Origin of the sequence: Burkholderia sp. 9777_1386 (assembly GCF_015712265.1) — a bacterium.
Classification (GTDB): domain Bacteria; phylum Pseudomonadota; class Gammaproteobacteria; order Burkholderiales; family Burkholderiaceae; genus Burkholderia; species Burkholderia cenocepacia.
This window is the reverse complement of sequence record NZ_JACCQB010000024.1, coordinates 17,190-34,304: the sequence shown is the minus strand read 5'-3', so window position 1 is coordinate 34,304 and position 17,115 is coordinate 17,190. Positions and strand designations below refer to the sequence as shown.

The 17,115-nt window shown below is 69.7% G+C and carries 15 protein-coding genes; 11 read left to right on the top strand and 4 right to left on the bottom strand.

The genetic code is table 11. The features are described from left to right. Positions 1 to 10: 10 nt before the first annotated feature. From H0X91_RS18950 to H0X91_RS18940, 3 genes are read right to left on the bottom strand one after another with little or no spacing between them, the layout of a single operon-like run. Positions 11 to 826 carry an ABC transporter permease gene (locus H0X91_RS18950; protein ID WP_196433233.1) on the bottom strand — a complete coding sequence of 272 codons (816 nt, stop codon included), beginning with the start codon at positions 824 to 826 and terminating at the stop codon, positions 11 to 13. Beyond that, on the bottom strand, positions 826 to 1,932 hold the full coding sequence (locus tag H0X91_RS18945) for a PhnD/SsuA/transferrin family substrate-binding protein (protein WP_069353474.1): 1,107 nt from the start codon (positions 1,930 to 1,932) through the stop codon (positions 826 to 828). Before H0X91_RS18945 ends, H0X91_RS18950 begins: the two co-directional genes overlap by 1 nt. Before the next feature lie 31 nt (positions 1,933 to 1,963). Further along, entirely contained in the window at positions 1,964 to 3,040 is a 1,077-nt protein-coding gene (locus tag H0X91_RS18940) for an ABC transporter substrate-binding protein (RefSeq protein ID WP_006482992.1), read from the bottom strand. 440 nt (positions 3,041 to 3,480) lie between these two features. Here H0X91_RS18940 and H0X91_RS18935 point away from each other — a divergent pair, with 440 nt between their 5' ends. The 8 genes from H0X91_RS18935 (at position 3,481) to H0X91_RS18900 (ending at position 12,594) form a co-directional block, all read left to right on the top strand. Next, positions 3,481 to 4,653, top strand: a complete 1,173-nt coding sequence (locus H0X91_RS18935) for an LLM class flavin-dependent oxidoreductase (RefSeq protein WP_006482993.1) — start codon at positions 3,481 to 3,483, stop codon at positions 4,651 to 4,653. Between the two features lie 50 nt (positions 4,654 to 4,703). After that, entirely contained in the window at positions 4,704 to 5,750 is a 1,047-nt protein-coding gene (locus tag H0X91_RS18930) for an ABC transporter substrate-binding protein (protein WP_006482991.1), read from the top strand. Positions 5,751 to 5,783: 33 nt separating this feature from the next. Beyond that, positions 5,784 to 6,599 (top strand): energy transducer TonB, encoded by an 816-nt coding sequence (locus tag H0X91_RS18925; protein ID WP_196433232.1) that lies wholly within the window; start codon positions 5,784 to 5,786, stop codon positions 6,597 to 6,599. 41 nt (positions 6,600 to 6,640) lie between these two features. Continuing rightward, entirely contained in the window at positions 6,641 to 7,357 is a 717-nt protein-coding gene (locus tag H0X91_RS18920) for a MotA/TolQ/ExbB proton channel family protein (RefSeq protein WP_006484339.1), read from the top strand. Beyond that, positions 7,357 to 7,767, top strand: a complete 411-nt coding sequence (locus H0X91_RS18915; protein ID WP_006484323.1) for an ExbD/TolR family protein — start codon at positions 7,357 to 7,359, stop codon at positions 7,765 to 7,767. The genes H0X91_RS18920 and H0X91_RS18915 overlap by 1 nt, the downstream gene beginning before the upstream one ends. Before the next feature lie 35 nt (positions 7,768 to 7,802). Beyond that, the gene (locus H0X91_RS18910; protein ID WP_196433231.1) at positions 7,803 to 8,867 is read left to right on the top strand and encodes an ABC transporter substrate-binding protein; all 1,065 of its coding nucleotides are present in this window, start codon (positions 7,803 to 7,805) and stop codon (positions 8,865 to 8,867) included. Continuing rightward, positions 8,864 to 10,081 carry an MFS transporter gene (locus H0X91_RS18905; RefSeq protein ID WP_034202781.1) on the top strand — a complete coding sequence of 406 codons (1,218 nt, stop codon included), beginning with the start codon at positions 8,864 to 8,866 and terminating at the stop codon, positions 10,079 to 10,081. The genes H0X91_RS18910 and H0X91_RS18905 overlap by 4 nt, the downstream gene beginning before the upstream one ends. Positions 10,082 to 10,278: 197 nt before the next feature. Further along, the gene (locus tag H0X91_RS18900) at positions 10,279 to 12,594 is read left to right on the top strand and encodes a TonB-dependent receptor (RefSeq protein ID WP_006484324.1); all 2,316 of its coding nucleotides are present in this window, start codon (positions 10,279 to 10,281) and stop codon (positions 12,592 to 12,594) included. A 64-nt stretch (positions 12,595 to 12,658) separates the two neighbouring features. On the opposite strand, the gene H0X91_RS18895 is transcribed toward H0X91_RS18900, so the two are convergent. Then, complete coding sequence (locus H0X91_RS18895; protein WP_006484330.1) at positions 12,659 to 13,678, bottom strand: zinc-dependent alcohol dehydrogenase family protein; 1,020 nt, start codon at positions 13,676 to 13,678, stop codon at positions 12,659 to 12,661. Positions 13,679 to 13,814: 136 nt separating this feature from the next. On the opposite strand from H0X91_RS18895, the gene H0X91_RS18890 reads away from it, so the two are divergent. From H0X91_RS18890 to H0X91_RS18880, 3 genes are all read left to right on the top strand, one after another. After that, positions 13,815 to 14,744: a LysR family transcriptional regulator gene (locus H0X91_RS18890; RefSeq protein WP_069353473.1), complete on the top strand. Its 930-nt coding sequence runs from the start codon at positions 13,815 to 13,817 to the stop codon at positions 14,742 to 14,744. A gap of 170 nt (positions 14,745 to 14,914) precedes the next feature. After that, positions 14,915 to 16,222, top strand: a complete 1,308-nt coding sequence (locus H0X91_RS18885; RefSeq protein WP_196433230.1) for an MFS transporter — start codon at positions 14,915 to 14,917, stop codon at positions 16,220 to 16,222. A 161-nt stretch (positions 16,223 to 16,383) separates the two neighbouring features. Then, positions 16,384 to 17,103: an SDR family oxidoreductase gene (locus H0X91_RS18880; protein WP_006484321.1), complete on the top strand. Its 720-nt coding sequence runs from the start codon at positions 16,384 to 16,386 to the stop codon at positions 17,101 to 17,103. The last annotated feature ends 12 nt before the right edge of the window (positions 17,104 to 17,115 follow it).

The following is a 17,115-nucleotide window of genomic DNA, read 5'->3' as shown; positions in this document are numbered from 1 at the left end:
CCGGTCGGGGTCAGCGCGCGGGCGTTTGCCAGCGCAACGCGTAGCGCTGCACGAGTGCGATCGAACGGTCGAGCGCGAAGCCGATCAGCCCGATGACCGCAACGTCGACGAGCACCACGTCGAGCCGCAGCATCTGCCGGGCGAGTTCCATCATCTGGCCGACGCCGCTGTCCGCACTGAGCAGCTCGACCGCGACGAGCGCGAGCCACGCACGCGCGAGCGCGATCCGTACGCCGGTCAGCAGCGGCGGCAGCGCGGCCGGCAGCAGCACGTCGCGCAGCAGCGCGAAGCGGCCGAGCCCGTAGTGGCGCGCCATCTCGACGAGATCGCGCGGCGCATCGTGCACGCCCGTGTATGCGGCCAGCGCGACCGGGAAGAACACGGCCTTGCCGACCACGACGAGCTTCAACGGCTCGTCGACGCCGATCAGCAGGATCAGCAGCGGAATCAGCGTGAGCGTCGGGAGTTGCCGCAGCAGGTCGAAGGTCGGCCGCAGGTAGTCGGAGAACAGCCGGCTGCGCGCGAGCAGGACGCCGAACGCGGCGCCGCCGGTCGCGCCGATCGCGAAACCGAGCGCAAGACGATGCAGCGTGATCGACAGGTTGTCCCGCAGTTCGCCGGTGTCGAGCAGCGTGCGCAGCGTCGCCGCGAGGCGGCCGGGCGGCACGACGAGCTGCGGCGGGAACCAGCGCTGCGCGCTCGCGAGCCACCACAGCGCGGCGAATGCGACGGGCGTGATCCACCACAGCGCATGTTCGCCGAGCCGCGCGACGCTCGGCACGCGAATCGCGCGCAAGCCGTTCGGCGCGAGGGCGCGGATCGCCATCAGCGGCTCGCGACGCGCGGCGCGTCGGCGCGCCAGTAGCCGTCGAGGCCGAGCTGCTTGAGCGCGGTCGACACGAAGGTCGGCGCGAGCAGCGCGTTCACGTCGACCGGCGCGGACGTCAGCCCGGCCTGGCGGCTGTACGCGACGACGTCGCGGTAATGGCCGGTCAGCGCCGGCGTGAAGAGCGGCGTCCATTGCTCCTTCCACGGCGTCGCTTCGTCCGCGTACTCGCGGCGCACGACGCTTTCCGGCTGGCCGGACGCGCTCAGGATCTTCACGTACGCGTCGCGGTTCTGCGGTTGCGAGATCCAGTGCGCGGCGCGCACGTAGGCCGTCGCGACGAGCTGCGTGATGTCGGGGTAGCGCCGCACGAAATCGTCGGACGCCCACAGTTCCGCCCGCATCTTCCAGTCGTCGGGCGCGCGCTTGGTCGACCAGATGATCTTGCCCACGTTCTTGTCGACGAGCGAATACGCGTCGGACAGCGTGAAGAAGCCGTCGACGCGGCCGGCGGCGACCGCTGCCGCGCCGGCCTGCGGATCGAGGTTGTAGATCCTGAAGTCGGACAGCTTCAGCCCGTTCTCGGCGAGCAGCTTGCTGAACGACACTTCCCACGGCCGGCCGCGATTGAGCGCGATGCGCTTGCCCTTGAGGTCGACGATCGACTTCGCGGTCGAGCCGGCCGGCACGACCAGATACGTATTGCTGCCGACGCCGCCCGGCACGATCAGGCGCGTGCGCGTGCCCGACGCGTTGACGACCACCGACGGCAGGTCGCCGTAGCCGGCGAAATCGATGCTGCCGTTCGTGAATGCCTCGTTGACGAGCGTGCCGACCGCGGCGGTCGACACCGGCACCCATTGCAGCGTCACATGCCGCGCGGCGAGCGCTTTTTCGAGCGACTTGTCGGCGTCGATCAATGCGGAGGCGCCCGCGTATTGCGTCTTGCCGCCGCTCGAATACGCGACGACGGCGATTCGAACGACCTTGGGTGCGTCTTCCGCGTGCGCGGCCGGGGCGGTGAGCGACGCGGCGGCCAACGGCAGCGCGGCGAGCAGCGCGCGCAGCGGGCGGCGCAGCGAGGCAAGGCAGAGCGTGTGTTTCATGATGGTCCCGAACAGTGAACGGTAAAGGGGCTCACGCACGTTTTTGCAGCGAGGGCTGCAGCACGTCGGCGAGCGGGCGCGGATCGATCCAGTCGGCGACGTCGAAGTCGGCTTCCAGAAAGCCGTGGTCGAGCAGGAAGGTCTTGAACTCGTCGAGCGCGGCGACCGATTCGTCGTCGAGGTTGACGCCGAGGTGCCGGTGCAACTGGTTGCCGTACGCGGCGCGCACCCAGTCGATCGACGACGCGGTTTCGCCGGCCACGTAGTGCGCGGTTTCGTCGGGATGCGTGCCGGCCCATTCGCCGGCGGCGACCACGAGTTTCAGGAAGCCGGCGACGATGTCGGGATGGTTCGCGAGCACGTCCGCGTTGACGGTCAGCGGTCGCGGCGTGCCGTTGTTGTTGCGGATCGAGCGCTCCGGATGAAAGCCGATGTCGATCACGACGTGCGCGCCGATCAGTTGCGCGATTTCGAGGCCCGTCGAACCCTTCACGTAGATCGCGTCGACTTCGCCGCGCAGCAGCGCGCCGGCTTCGGCCGCATACAGCGCGCGGCTCGAAAAGCCGTGCGGCGATGCGAACAGGTTCGCCGCCCGCGCCGGCCCGACGGCTTGCAGCGTGCGGGCGCGCACGTCGACGCGTTCGACGTCGCCGAGCGTCAGCCCGTCGAGGCTCAGCGCGTTGACGAAGCCGCGCAGCGCCGATGCGCGAAAGATGTCGATGCGATCGTCGGGGCGGTTCGGAATCGCGATCCGGCGCCCGCGCAACGCCTTCACGGAGCGGATACCCGACTCGGGGCGCGCGAGAATCAACTGCGACTCGTCGACCCACGACAGCCCGATCACGCGCGTATGCGCGTCGTTCGAGCGCGCCCACATCGCGGGGATGCTGCCGCCCTGGCGAAACGATTGCGCGAGCGTGTGATCGCTGATCGACGACACGTCGTGCCGCGTGGCGCCGCGCGGCGAACGGATCGCGACGCCGTCGGCCGACGTCTCGCCGTTGAGCCAGCCGAGATGCACGGCGATGCCGAGCGGCGTCGGCACCGGCGATCGGGCGTACCAGAACGTCTGCTGCTTGTCCGATGACGAATCGGGCCTGTCTGTCATGTGTGAGATTCCCCTGTCTGGGTAAGCGTGGTCGAGGCGCGGTGTCGCCCGCGCGGGCCGTTCCACGTTGCAAGTTCCGGGCCAGTGAACGGAAGCGGCCGTATGACCGGCGGCGCGGGCCTGGCGGGCGATGCGCGGCACGGCGGCCGGCGAGCGGGCTGTTGCGTGAGCAACAGTCGCGTCGGGCGCTGTTGCGCGCGCAGCACCGGTGCGGCGGATGCAGCAGCGGCGCGTGTGCGTGTCGCGACGGGTTCGGCGGCAATCGGCGCACGTGATTCGATCGCCGTCTACGCCCGGCCCGCAAGGCGCGGCGCGCGTTCATCGGCGGCCCCGCGCGCGGCGCGGCGAGCCCGTTGGCACACCGCGTGCTTTACAGCGCTGCATACGCGCGGCACGCCGGTGCCGCACGCAATCCGAACGGGCCGACAAGGAGAATCCCGATGGCTGTTGAATTTCTGTGGCGCCTGCCGATGCACGGCGACGGCCGGCGCGCACACGATCTGCATACGCGCGGCGAATGGAATCGCCAGCGCGCGTCGCGTGTCGCGCCGAAAGTCGACGACGACGCGTTCGGCTACATCGACTATCTGTCGCAGGTCGCGCGTGCGGCCGACATCGCCGGTTTCCACGGCGCGCTGATTCCGATCTTCCGTTTCACCGAGGAGCCGTGGGTCGTGGCGGCCGCGCTGGCGCGCGAGACGCGCCGGCTGCGCCTGCTGATCGCGCTGCAACCGCATTTCGTGCATCCGGTCTATGCGGCGCAAATGGCCGCGAGCCTGCAGCGAATCAGCCGCGGCCGCGTCGAGTGGAACGTCGTCACGGGTGGCGGCGGCCCTGACCAGCGCGCGTACGGCGATTTCATCGATCACGACAGCCGCTATGCGCGTACCGACGAATTCCTCGACGTCGTGAAGGGCGTCGCGGCCGGCGCGCCGTTCACGTTCGACGGCCGCTTCTATCGCGTCGAGGCGGGCGGGCTGCTGCCGCCGCTGAGCGGCCAGAAGCCGCCGCGGATCTATCTGGCCGGCGCGAGCGACGCGGCGCTCGCGGTCGCCGCGAAGCACGGCGACGTGCACCTGAGCTGGGGCGAGCCGCTCGCGAAACAGAAGGAAGTGATCGATGCGGCCCGTCGCGCGCTCGACCGGCAGAACGCCGAGCGCGACCTGCGCTTCGGCATGCGCATCGACATCCTGGCGCGCGAGACCGAGGAGCAGGCGTGGGCTGAGCTGCGGCAGATGTTCGCGACGGTGGGCGACACGACGCGCAACGGATTCGGCGGGCGCGGCGAAGCGTCGGAGTCGGTCGGCGCGAAACGCCAGTTCGCCTTGCACCAGGGCAACACGCAGCACTTCGACGACCTGATCGTCGGCCCGAACCTGTGGGCCGGGATGTCGCAGATTCGCGGCGGCCCCGGCTGCGTGATCGTCGGCAGCCACGAGCAGGTGGCCGAACGGCTCGCGGAATACGTCGAGATCGGCGTATCGACGTTCATCCTCGCGAGCAACCCGCATCTCGAAGAGGCGTACCGCGTGGGCGAGGAAGTGTTGCCGCTCGTCGACGGCGCGCTGAACGCGCGCGGCACGCAGGCAGCGCTGCGCGTGGCCGGCGCCTGAGCGCGGCGACCCGCCGCCACGCATCCACGACAACGACAAGGATACTCACCATGACGACACTCGCTGCGCAGGCCACGGCTTGCGACGCACTCTGGTACACGCGCTGCCCGGTGCCGACCGCGCTCGGCATCGCCGTGCATCGCGGCTGGTTCGACGAGGAGTTCGGGCCGGACGGCATCGCGCTGCATTCGCTGCAGGAGACGGCCGACGCCGACAAGCGCGAATCGCACTTCGATCACAGCCTGCCGCACTCGTTCCGGCAGGGCGGCAACATTCCCGCGCTGTGGGCGCGGGCACGCGGCGCCGATACACGCGTGATCGGCCTGTCGTGGACCAACGAATTCCAGGCGATTGTCACGCTGCCCGAGCGCGGCATTCGCACCGCGCGCGACCTGCGCGGGCGGCGGCTCGGCTTGCCGCGCCATCCGATCAGCATCGACTTCTGGCGCGCGGCCGCGCTGAAGGGTTTCCTGAGCGCGCTCGAACTGGAAGGGCTCGGCCACGGCGACGCCGAATGGGTCGATCTGCCCGATACACACGAGCGCCGCACCGGGCCTGCATCGTTCACGCGCGGGCCGCACGAATACGGACTCGAAATCGCGGCGCTCGTGCGCGGTGACGTCGACGCGGTGTTCGTGAAGGGCGTGGCCGGGCTGGAAACCGTGCATCTGATCGACGCGCAGGTCGTCATCGATCTCGGCGCCCATCCCGATCCGCTGGTGCGGATCGGCAACGGCACGCCCCGCACGCTGACCGTCGATCGCGCGCTGATCGACGCGCGCCCCGATCTCGTGAGCCGCTTCCTGTCGGTCGTGGTCGGCGCGGGCGACTGGGCCGCGCGCCATCCGGCGGAGACGGTCGCCTATATCGGCCGCGAAACGCGCGCATCCGACGAGTGGGTGCGCTACGCGTATGGCGCGGACGTGCACCGCCATCTCGAGACCGGGCTCGCGCCGACGTCGATCGACGGGCTGGTCGCGTTCAAGGATTTTCTCGTCGAGTGGGGCTTTCTCGAACACGATTTCGACGCGCGCGCGTGGATCGATCCGGCGCCGTTCACGCAGATCGACCGGCACCGCCATGCGTGGGTCGCGTAGCGCGCCGCGGCGCGTCATTGCAAGGAGTCGAACATGACAGGGCTGACGATCGAATACGGCGTGCCGCCCGCACGCCGGCATGCGGCGCGGGCCGCGCCGCGCACGGTGAGCGTGACGGCGGCGACCCGGGCGCGACCGCCGTCGGTCGTACCGTCCGCGCAGGCGGGCACACGAGCGGCGCAGGCGAACGGATGGCGCGGCGCGGCCGCGATCGCGCTGGCTGTCGCGGCACTGCATGCGGGCGTTGCGCTGCTGGTCGCGCGCGTGCCTGCCGCACCGCCCGCGCAGCCGCCCCGGCCGTTGCCGATGACGGTCGAATTGACGCGGCCGCCCGAACCGCTGCCGCAGGCCGCGCATCCGCCGCCGCCGGTCGTGCCGCCGAAACCGCCGAAGCAGGCGCCGACCCCGCCGAAGCCGCGCGCGGCCGTCGCGCATCCGGCGCCGGCTGCCACGCCGCAGGCGACGCGCGAAGCCGCACCCGCGCCGGCAACGCCGGCAACCCCGGCCGTCGCCGCGCCCGCCGCCCCGGTTCAGGCGCCTGCGCCCGCACCCGCCGCGCCGGTGCGCGAAACCGCGCCGATCGGCGACGCGGCGTACCTGCGCAACCCGGCGCCCGACTATCCGGCGTTCGCGCAGGACCAGGGCTGGGAAGGGCGCGTCGTGCTGCGCGTGCACGTGCTCGCGAACGGCACGCCGGATTCGGTCGAGGTCCGCACGAGCAGCGGCCGCCGCATGCTCGACAGCGCGGCGGTGGCCGCCGTGAAGCGCTGGACCTTCGTGCCCGCGAAGCGCGGCGACGAAGCGGTCGACGGCTGGGTCAACGTGCCGATCGATTTCAAGCTGGGCTGACCCGCCGGGCCGCCCGCCACATTTTTCAAGGAACTCACATCATGAACGGTATTCCGACCACCTTCATCGTCCAGGGCGCGCTCTGGCTGCTCGTCGTCTTCTCCGTCGTCACGTGGACGCTGATCGTCGTGAAGGCGATCCAGAGCCTGCGTTCGAGCGCGCGCAACCGGCGCTACGTCAGCGCATTCTGGGCCGCGAACAGCTTCCACGACGCGGCCGCGCTCGACGGCGCGAACAGCCCGGTGGGCCAGCTCGCCGCGACGGGCTTCGACGCGCTGCGGCGCGCCGACGAGAGCAGCGCGCACGATCTCGAACACAGCTGGAGCCGTCACGACCTGCTCGAACGCCATCTGCGCCAGCAGATCCACAACGCGCGCCGGCGCGAGGAAGCGGGGCTCGCGGTGCTCGCGTCGATCGGCAGCACCGCGCCGTTCGTCGGGCTGTTCGGTACGGTGTTCGGCATCATCCATGCGCTGACCGCGATCACGCACAGTGCGTCGGCGAGCATCGACGTCGTGGCCGGTCCGATCGGCGAAGCGCTCGTCGCGACCGGGATCGGCATCGCGGTCGCGGTGCCGGCCGTGCTCGCGTACAACTTCTTCGTGCGCCGCGTGAAGGCTGCGTCGGCCGATCTCGACGCGTTCGCGACCGACTTCGTCACGCTCGCGCAGAAGGCCGGCTTCCGCGTGCCGGCCGCCGCGCCCGCGGCCGCCCCGGCGCGCCGTTCCGACGACACCCGCCAGGAGGCGTTCGCATAATGGCCTTCTCGTCCTCTTCCGACAACGATGACGTGCTCAGCGAAATCAACATCACGCCGCTCGTCGACGTGATGCTCGTGCTGCTGGTCGCGTTCATCGTCACCGCGCCGCTGCTGAACAACGCGGTGCACGTGAATCTGCCGAACACCGTCGCCACCGCGCCGGCCGACCGCAAGCCGAACGTCACCGTGAGCGTCGACGGCAAGGGCGTCGTGTATCTCGACAAGCGCGCGGTCGCGCTCGACACGGTGCCGGCCGAGCTGGCCGCGCTGAAGGCCGGCCGGCCCGACGTCGCGCTCGACCTGCAGGCCGACGAGCACGTGCCGTACGGCACCGTCGCGAAGCTGATGGCGGCGATCGAGCACGCGGGCATCACGCGACTGTCGGTGCTCACCGCGCCGCGCGGCTGACGCGCCCTTCACGACTCCTTTCTGCGAACGCATTCATGAGCACCACGGCTTCACACAACGTCCAGTCGATCTGGTACACGCGCTGTCCGGTGCCGACACCGCTCGGCATCGCCGCCCATCTCGGCTGGCTGGATCACGAATTCGCCGGCGACGGCATCACCGTGCGCGCGCTGCAGGAAAGCCAGCACGCGGCACTGCATCACGCGCACGTCGACCATTCGCTCGACAACGCGTTCCGCCAGGGCGGCAGCATTCCGGCGCTGTGGGCACGCGCGTCCGGCGCCGACACGCGCGTGATCGCGCTGACCTGGGTCGACGAGGCGCAGGCGATCGTCGCGTTGCCGGAAGCCGGCCTCGTGCGGCCGAAGGATCTGCGCGGGCGCCGCATCGGCCTGCCGCGCCGCGACGGCGAGCGGATCGACATCTTCCGCGCGGCGGCGCTGCGCGGTTTTGTCAGTGCGTTGTCGCTCGACGGGCTCGGGCCCGGCGACGTCGACTGGGTCGACGTACCGGCCTCGAACCTGCGCGTGCCGGTGTCGACGCCCGCGACCCGCGACGTGGCATTCAGCCACCCCGCGAGCCTGTCGAGCCGGCGGCTCTATGCGGCCGAGGCCGCCGCGCTGGTGCGCGGCGACGTCGATGCGATCTACGTGAAAGGTTCGCTCGGGCTCGAAACCGCGCACCTGATCGGCGCGCAGCCGGTGATCGACATCGGCTTTCATCCCGATCCGCAGATCCGCATCAACAACGGCTCGCCGCGCCCGCTGACCGTCAATGCGTCGACGCTGGAGCGCCACCCCGATATCGTCAGCCGCTTTCTCGCACGCGTGACCGACGTCGAAGGGTGGGCCCGCGAGCACGAGCACGAAGTGCTCGGCTATCTCGGTCGCGAGACGGGCTCGGGCCACGACTGGCTGCGGCTCGCATACGGCGCGAACGTCCACCGGCGGCTGCGCACGGATCTCGACGAAGCGTCGATCGCCGCGCTCGACGATTTCAAGCGCTTCCTGGTCGACTGGCGGTTCCTGCCCGCCGACTTCGACGTGCGCGTATGGATCGACCGGCGCGCGCTCGACGGCATCGCGACGCTGTCGCGGTGAGCACGCCGGCACGCGTCGCCGACGCATGGCGGCGCGAGCGCTTCACCGGCGGCTTCATGCTGCTCGCGCTCGCGAGCGGCACGACGATCAGCATGGCGCAGCTCGCGACGACGCTGTATGCGCTGGCGCTCGGCGTCGACGACGCACGGCTCGGCATCATCGCCGCGATGGAGCCGCTCGGCATCGCGCTGATGACATTGCCGGCCGGGCTGCTGGTCGCGCGCTACGGTGCACGGCGCGTGTACTTCGCCGCGAGCATGGGGCCGATGCTGCTCAATCTCGTCGTGCCGTTCACCGGCGCATGGCCGCTGATCGCACTCACGCAGGGGCTGATCGGGCTGTGCATTCCGTTCCGGATCGTGTCGATCAACGGGGTGTTTCTCGCGCGTCTCGCGCAGATCGGCCTGGCCCGCGCGGGCTGGTATCGCGCGGCGATGTCGGTCGGAACGGGGATGGCGGGGCCGTGGCTGGCGAGCTGGCTGATCGGCACACACGGTGCGGTCGCGACGTTCTGCGCGGCATCGGCGAGTTTCGCCGGCATGGCGTTGTTCAGCCGCGCGTTGCTCGGCGATGCACCGCCGCCGCCGCGTGGTGATCGAACCGGAACCGGCAGCCTGCGTACGTTGCTCGCGCTCGCATGGCGCCGCGACATCCGCGAGCAACTCGTCGCGGAAGCGGTGAACAGTGCGACGCGCGCACTCGTCGGCACCTATACGGTCGTGCTCGCGATCCAGTCGCTCGGCCTCGCGCAGACGCATGCCGTCGCGCTGCTGACGTTGCAGGGCGTCGTCGCGGTGCTCGCGCTGTTCGGGCTCGGGCACGTCGCGCAGCGAATGACGGAACGTCGTTGCCATGCACTGAGCGTCGCGGGCGGCGTGGCCGGGCTGCTCGCGCTCGGCCTCGGGCGCGACGCATGGACCGTCGGCGCGGGTCTCGCCGCGCTGTGCGCCGGGTCGTCGCTGCTGCATCTCGTGAACATGCAGCATCTCGGCCGTCATCCGGCCGACAAGAGCCAGGTGTCGAGCCTCTACAACCTCGCGTCGATGACCGGCGCGTTCTGCGGTCCGCTGATCGGCAGCGCGCTCGCGCCACTCGTCGGGCTGCGGGCGGTGTTTCTGTGCTGGCTGCCTGTCGTCGTGCTGGGCGCGCTTGCACTGCGGTTCGCGCATGGACGTCGCGACGCAACGCAGCCGGCGCCTGCGAAGCTGTCCTGACGATTTCGGCGTCGGCCGGTGTTGCGTGACCAGCAGTTTGACGTCGTTCACAGATGCGCATGCAGCAACACCGGCGCGGCATGCCCGCCGCAAGCCCCGTGCGACGGGCATGTCGACGCTGGCATCCGAATTGCATGAGAGAACCCGTGCGTCGCGCACGCACGTGCGTTCAACCGATCAAACAGGATGACTCATCGATGTTCAGGAAAAAACTAATCGTCACCGCGCTGGGGGGACTGTTGACGGGCGGCGCCGTATCGTTGCCCGCGTGGGCAGAGGACGGCGCGGCGACGGCGGGCGCGCCGGACGCGCAGCCGGCGCAACAGGCATCGGACGATGCCGCCGCGGCCGCGCCGAAGGCGGTGCGTGCGAACCGCGGCGCGGCCGCACGCGAAACGAACCTCGGCACGGTGACCGTGACGGCGCGCCGGCGCAAGGAAAGCATCCAGGACGTACCGGTCGCGGTCACCGCGCTGAGCGGCGATGCGATCAGGAACAACGAACTGCGCGTGATCAACGACGTGACGAAGTACGTGCCGAACTTCACCGGGCAATCGACCGAAGGCCGTGAGCGGCCGCGCTGGTTCCTGCGCGGCGTGGGCAGCAACGATCCGTCGGACCTGTCGCTGAGCCCGATCGGCGTGTACTTCGACGACGTCTATATCAACAGCGTGTTCGGGCAGGGCTTTCCGCTGTTCGACCTCGACCACATCGAAGTGCTGCGCGGGCCGCAAGGCACGCTGTGGGGCAAGAATACGGTCGGCGGCGCGCTCAGCATCACGTCGCAGAAACCGACGTTCGACGTGAGCGGCTACGGAAAAATCGGGCTCGGCCAGTACAACAGCCGGCTCGCGGAAGCGGCGATCGGCGGGCCGATCGGCAAGAACGACGTGCTGGCCGCGCGCGTGTCGGTGTATCACGAGAATGCCGACAGCTTCTACACGAACACGGTGCAGCAAGGGCGCTTCGGCGGCTTCCACGACAACGCGGTGCGCTTCCAGGTGCTCGCCGTGCCGACGTCGGATACCGATTTCCTGTTCAACATCCACGGCCGCAACTATACGGGCGGCGGCAACGCATGGCACGCGGAAGGCGCGGGACGCGGCGGCACGAACCAGTTCGGCTTCGTCGGGTCGAGCGATCCGTACACGGTGTCGCTCAACGCGCCGTCGAGCGATCACATCTCGACGTGGGGTACGTCGCTGACCGCGCACTGGCGCATCAACCCGGCCGTATCGCTGACGTCGATCACCGCGTTCGAGGGGCTGCACCGCTGGTACCAGGACGACGAGGACTATTCGCCGGTCGATGCGGCGCGCTCGCACGATCGCCTGTCGAGCCGGCAATTTTCGCAGGAATTCCGGCTCGAATCGCCGCAGAACGACCGGCTGAGCTGGATCGTCGGCACGCACCTGTTCACCGAGCAACTGGCCGAGCAGGGCGCCGGCGGCGGGCTGCCGGGCTCGCCGTCGCCCGCGTACTACCATCTGACCGACCTCACGCAGCACACGCAGAGCGCGGCGATCTTCGGCAGCGTCAAGTACCGGTTCACCGACCGTTTCAACGTGACGGGCGGGCTGCGCTACACGATCGAGCGCAAGACCATCAACCTGACCGGGCTGCAGGATACGGGCAACGTGACGTTCAGCGATCCGAACAGCTGGTGGTCGCCGTCGTCGGTATCGTCGCCGCTCGCGGTCAGCGCACAACAGCACCAGACCAACACCTGGCGCGCGCCGACCTGGGACCTCACGCCCGAATATGCGCTCAGCAGCAATGTGCGCGCGTATTTCCGCTATGCGCGCGGCTTCCGCTCGGGCGGCTACAACGGCAACGCGTATACGCAGAGCACGGTGTCGACCGTGTCGCCGGAGTACCTGAGCGATTACGAAGTCGGTATCAAGAGCGAATGGTTCGACAAGCGGCTGATCGTCAACGCGAGCGTGTTCCACTACGACTATCGCGACATCCAGGTGTTCGCGCTGGCGCCGAACCCGTTCGGCGGGCCGCCGGTGTCGACGCTGTCGAATGCCGGGCAGGGGCGCGCGGACGGTTTCGAGCTGGAACTGAAGGCGCAGCCGGTCAACAGCCTGTACCTGTTCGCGAACCTCGGGATGCTGAACACGCGCTACACGGAATTCCGCAACGTGCCGACGGCCGTCGGCAACTCGTTCGCGCGTTCGCCGCATACGACGCTGAACGCGGGCGTCGACTATCGCGTGCCGGTGTCGTTCGGCACGCTGACGGCGGGCGGCGACGTGAACTACCGCAGCCGCGAGTACTTCAGCGCGACGCGGCAGACGATGCCGCAGCTCTGGCAGGGCGGCTATACGGTGCTGAACGCGCATGTGTCGTACACGACGCCGAACCAGAAGTACATCGTGACCGGCTACGTGACGAACCTGACGAACAAGGTCTACAAGAAACTCGAGTTGTTGCCGTCGTATGGCGCGTATCCGGTGCTGTATGGCGATCCGCGCACGGTCGGGATCACGCTGACCGCGAAGATCTGACGGCGATGTCTGCCGCGGGCCGGCGCGTGGAGCGCCGGCCCGCGGCGGGCGGTCCTTGCGCGCGTCACGAGGCGACGCGAATCACCACCTTGCCGAAGTGCTGCCCCGATTGCAGGTGCGCATACGCCTGCGGCGCTTCGTCGAAGCCGAACACCCGATCGACCACCGGCTTGATCCGTTTCGCATCGACGAGCCGCACGACGTCGTCGAGCATCGCGCGGCTGCCGACCATGAAACCGTGCAACCGCCGGAAGCCGCCGATCAGCGACAGCAGCCCGAGTTCCGGCCCGCCGAAGCTGCTGAGGCCACCGATCACCGACACGATGCCGCCGATTTTCGTCGCGGCGACCGAGCGCGGCAGCGTATCGCGGCCGCCGACCTCGACGACCAGATCCGCGCCGGCGCCGTCGGTGAGCCGCAGCACCTCGTGCTGCCATTCCGGCGTCGCGCGATAGTTGATCGTTGCGTCCGCACCGAGTGCACGCGCGCGTTCGAGCTTTGCGTCGCTCGACGACGTGACGATCGTGCGCAACCCGGCGGCCTGCGCAAGCTGCAGTGCGACGATCGACACACCGCCGGTGCCGAGCAGCACGACGGTCGCGCCCGGCTCCAGTCCGCCGTCGACGAACAGCGCGTTCCATGCGGTGATGCCCGCGCACGACAGCGTCGCCGCTTCGTCGTAGTCGAGATGCGCGGGAATCGCGACCAGCGCGGTTTCGTCGGACACGAAGCGTTCGGCGAGCACGCCGTCGAATTGCGCGCCGGGCGACCCCGCGACTTTCTGCGGCGTCGGCGGCCCGTCGATCCAGCGCGGGAAGTAGGTGTTGATCACGCGGTCGCCCGGCTTGAAGCGCGTGACGTCGCGGCCGGTTTCGACGACTTCGCCGGCGCCGTCGGCGACGGGGATCAGCGCTTCCTTGCCGATACCCAGATAGTCGCCGCGCGCGAACATCAGGTCGCGGTAGTTCAGCGCGGCCGAGTGGATCTTCACGACGACGTCGGTCGGCCCGACCGGTCGCGCTGCCGCGTCGACGCGCCGGAGCCCGGCCAGGCCGTCGCCCGGTTTGATTTGCCATGCATGCATGTCGACTCCTTTTCGAGATAGTCCGGACTATCATAGTGTCGCGCGGGTGGACGCATTGGCGAGAATTTGGCCAACGATTGTTGCCGTCATGGACACAACCCCGTCATCGCATTTCATTGGAGCGGAGCGGAACGGCATGGACGAACGGCTCAGAGGCGTCGCCGAATTTGTCGACGTGGTGGAATCGGGCAGCTTCGCGGCGGCGGCGCTGCGCCTCGGCATGACGCGCTCGGCCGTCGCGAAGATCGTCGCGCGGCTCGAACTCCGGCTCGGCGCGCGGCTGCTGCAGCGCACGACGCGCCAGCTCGGCCTGACCGACGAAGGGTTCGTCTATTACGAGCAGTGCCGGCGGCTGCTGGCCGAACTGGGCGAGACGGAAGCCGCGCTCGACGCGGGCCGCCGCGAGCCGGCCGGGCGCGTGCGCATCAGCGTGCCCGTGCTGTTCGGGCGGCAGTGCGTGGCGCCCGTCGTGCGGCGGCTCGTCGAGCGCCATCCGCGGCTCGAAATCGACATGTCGTTCAACGATCGCGTGGCCGACCTCGTCAACGACGGTTTCGACCTGGCCGTGCGCATCGGCGAGCTGGCCGATACGAGCGCGCTGGTCGGCCGCAAGCTGGGCGTGCAACGCATGGGCATCTGCGCATCGCCCGACTATCTCGCGCGTCATGGCCGGCCGTCGGGGCTCGAGGCACTCGCGTCGCACGTCGGCATCGCGTATTCGCGCGGCGGACAGCCGACACCGTGGCGGATCATCGGCGCGGATGGCGCGGTGCACGACCATCGCGCGGCCGGCCGCCTGCGGTTCGACGACCTGCAGGCGATCGCCGACGCGGCCGCCGCCGGCGCGGGCCTCGCGTGGCTGCCGTGCTGGCTGATGGCGCCGTACGTGCGCGACGGCCGCCTCGCGCTCGTGATGGACAGCGACAGCGTGTCGGGCGCCGAAGTGTTCGCGGTGCGGCCGGCGGCGCGCCACGTGCCGTCGAAGGTGCGGGTCGTCGTCGATGCGCTGGTCGACGAGATTCCGCACATGCTGGCGTCCGACGACGCGAGCGGCGAGCGTACGTGACGGCGACGCCATTCCGACGACGACGCGACAACCCGGCTGGCTGCGCATCGCGCCCGCTCGCGTCTCACATATCGAGATGACGTCCCGGTAATTGACGCGAATTTCACGCGGCTCCTAGACTGGCCTGCATGACGCCGCGCCTCACGCGAGACGATCCAGGAGACATGCCGATGACCGCCCCCGCCCCGCAGTTGCACGCCGCGACGATGCGGCGCCTGAACCTGCGCCTGATTCCGTTCCTGATGCTGCTGTACCTCGTCGCGTATATCGACCGCTCGAACATCTCGGTCGCGGCGCTGCAGATGAACGCCGACCTCGGCCTCAGCGCCGAAATGTACGGGCTCGGCGCGGGGCTGTTCTACGTGACCTACATCCTGTTCGAGGTGCCGAGCAACCTGTTCCTCGCGCGGGTCGGCGCGCGTCGCTGGATCGCGCGGATCATGATCACGTGGGGCATCGTCGCGGCCGCGATGAGCGCGGTGCAGACGCCGGGGCAGCTCTATGCGATGCGGCTGCTGCTCGGCGCGGCCGAAGCCGGCTTCACGCCAGGCATCATCTACTACCTGTCCGCGTGGTATCCGCAGAGCGACCGGGCGCGGGCGATGTCGTTCTTCTATATCGGCGCGACGCTCGCGTCGGTGATCGGGCTGCCGCTGTCCGGCGCGCTGCTGAACCTGAACGGCGTGCTCGGCGTCGAAGGCTGGCGCTGGCTGTTCCTGCTCGAAGGCGTGCCCGCGCTGCTGCTCGGGTTCGTCGTGCTGCGCCGCCTGCCCGATACGCCGGCGCACGCGCGCTGGCTGCCGGCCGACGAGCGCGCGTGGCTCGAAGCGACGCTGCGCGACGGCGCGCCGCGCGAACATCTGTCGCACGGCGTCGCATTGCGGCGTGCGTTCGGCGACGGCAAGGTGTGGGCGCTCGCCGCGTTCTGGTTGCTGCAGGCGTTCGGCACGATCGGCCTCACGCTGTTTCTGCCGCTGCTCGTGAAGAGTCTGTCGGGACAGTCGAGCTTCGCGGTCGGCAGCCTGTCCGCGCTGCCGTTCCTGTTCGCGTGCGTCGCGATGTACCTGAACGGCCGGCATTCGGATCTCGGCGGCGAACGCGCGCTGCATCTCGGCGTGCCGATGCTGCTGGCCGGTGCGTTGCTGATCGCGGCGATCTATACGCCGGTGCTGCCCGTCGCGTATGCGCTGCTGGTGCTCGCGGTCGGCTTCAACTGGGCCGCGACGCCGGTGTTCTGGGCCGTGACGACCGAGTACGTGTCGGGCCTCACGGCGGCCGCGTCGATCGCGCTGATCAACGCGGTCGCGAACATCGCGGGGCTCGCGCTGCCGCCGGTGATGGGGCGGATCAAGGACGTCACGCATTCGTACGATCTCGCGCTGCTGCTCGTCGCGGCCGCGTTGCTGGCGGGTGGTGTGCTCGCGTTGCGGATCGCGTCGCGGCGCGTAATGCCGGTCGTGGCGGGGCGGGTGGGGTGAGCGACTGGCGAGTGTGAGGGTGACGCATCGAACGCGACGAGAAGGCATCGACCGTACGCGTTTCTCATCGCTGCGGCACAATCGGGCGGAGCACGCGCGCGCCGGGTGACCACAAGGCGCGTTGCGCCATTTCCTCCGGATTCCTTCCCAAGGGCACGCCTATGTCATCCCGCACTTATCTCGTCACCGGCGCATCACGCGGCATCGGCCTCGCGATCAGCACCACGCTCGCCCGACGCGGCCATCGCGTCGTCGGTCTCGCGCGGCACGCGCAGGGCATCGACTTCCCCGGCGAATTGCTCGCGTGCGATCTCGCCGATATCGAACAGACCGCCGCGACGCTCGCGCGGATCGGCGAACGCCACCACGTCGACGGCATCGTCAACAATGCGGGCATCGTGCTGCCGCAACCGCTCGGGAAGATCGATTTCCAGTCGCTGCAGACCGTGTTCGATCTCAACGTGCGGGCTGCGATCCAGGTCACGCAGCACTTTGCCGATGCGATGAAGGCGCGCGGCCACGGGCGCATCGTCAACATCTGCAGCCGCGCGATTTTCGGCAGCCTCGACCGCACTGCGTATTCCGCCGCGAAGAACGCGCTGGTCGGCTGCACGCGCACGTGGGCGCTCGAACTCGCCGAGCACGGCGTGACCGTCAACGCGGTGGCGCCCGGCCCGATCGAGACCGAGCTGTTCCGCCAGACGCGGCCGGTCGGCAGCGAAGCCGAGCGCAAGGTGCTCGCGACGATTCCCGCGCGCCGGCTCGGCACGGCCGACGACGTCGCGGCCGCAACCGCGTTCTTCCTGTCCGACGAAGCCGGTTTCGTCACCGGGCAGGTGCTGGCGGTGGACGGCGGCGGCAGCCTCGGCGGGCGCAGTTGACGCACGGCGGCG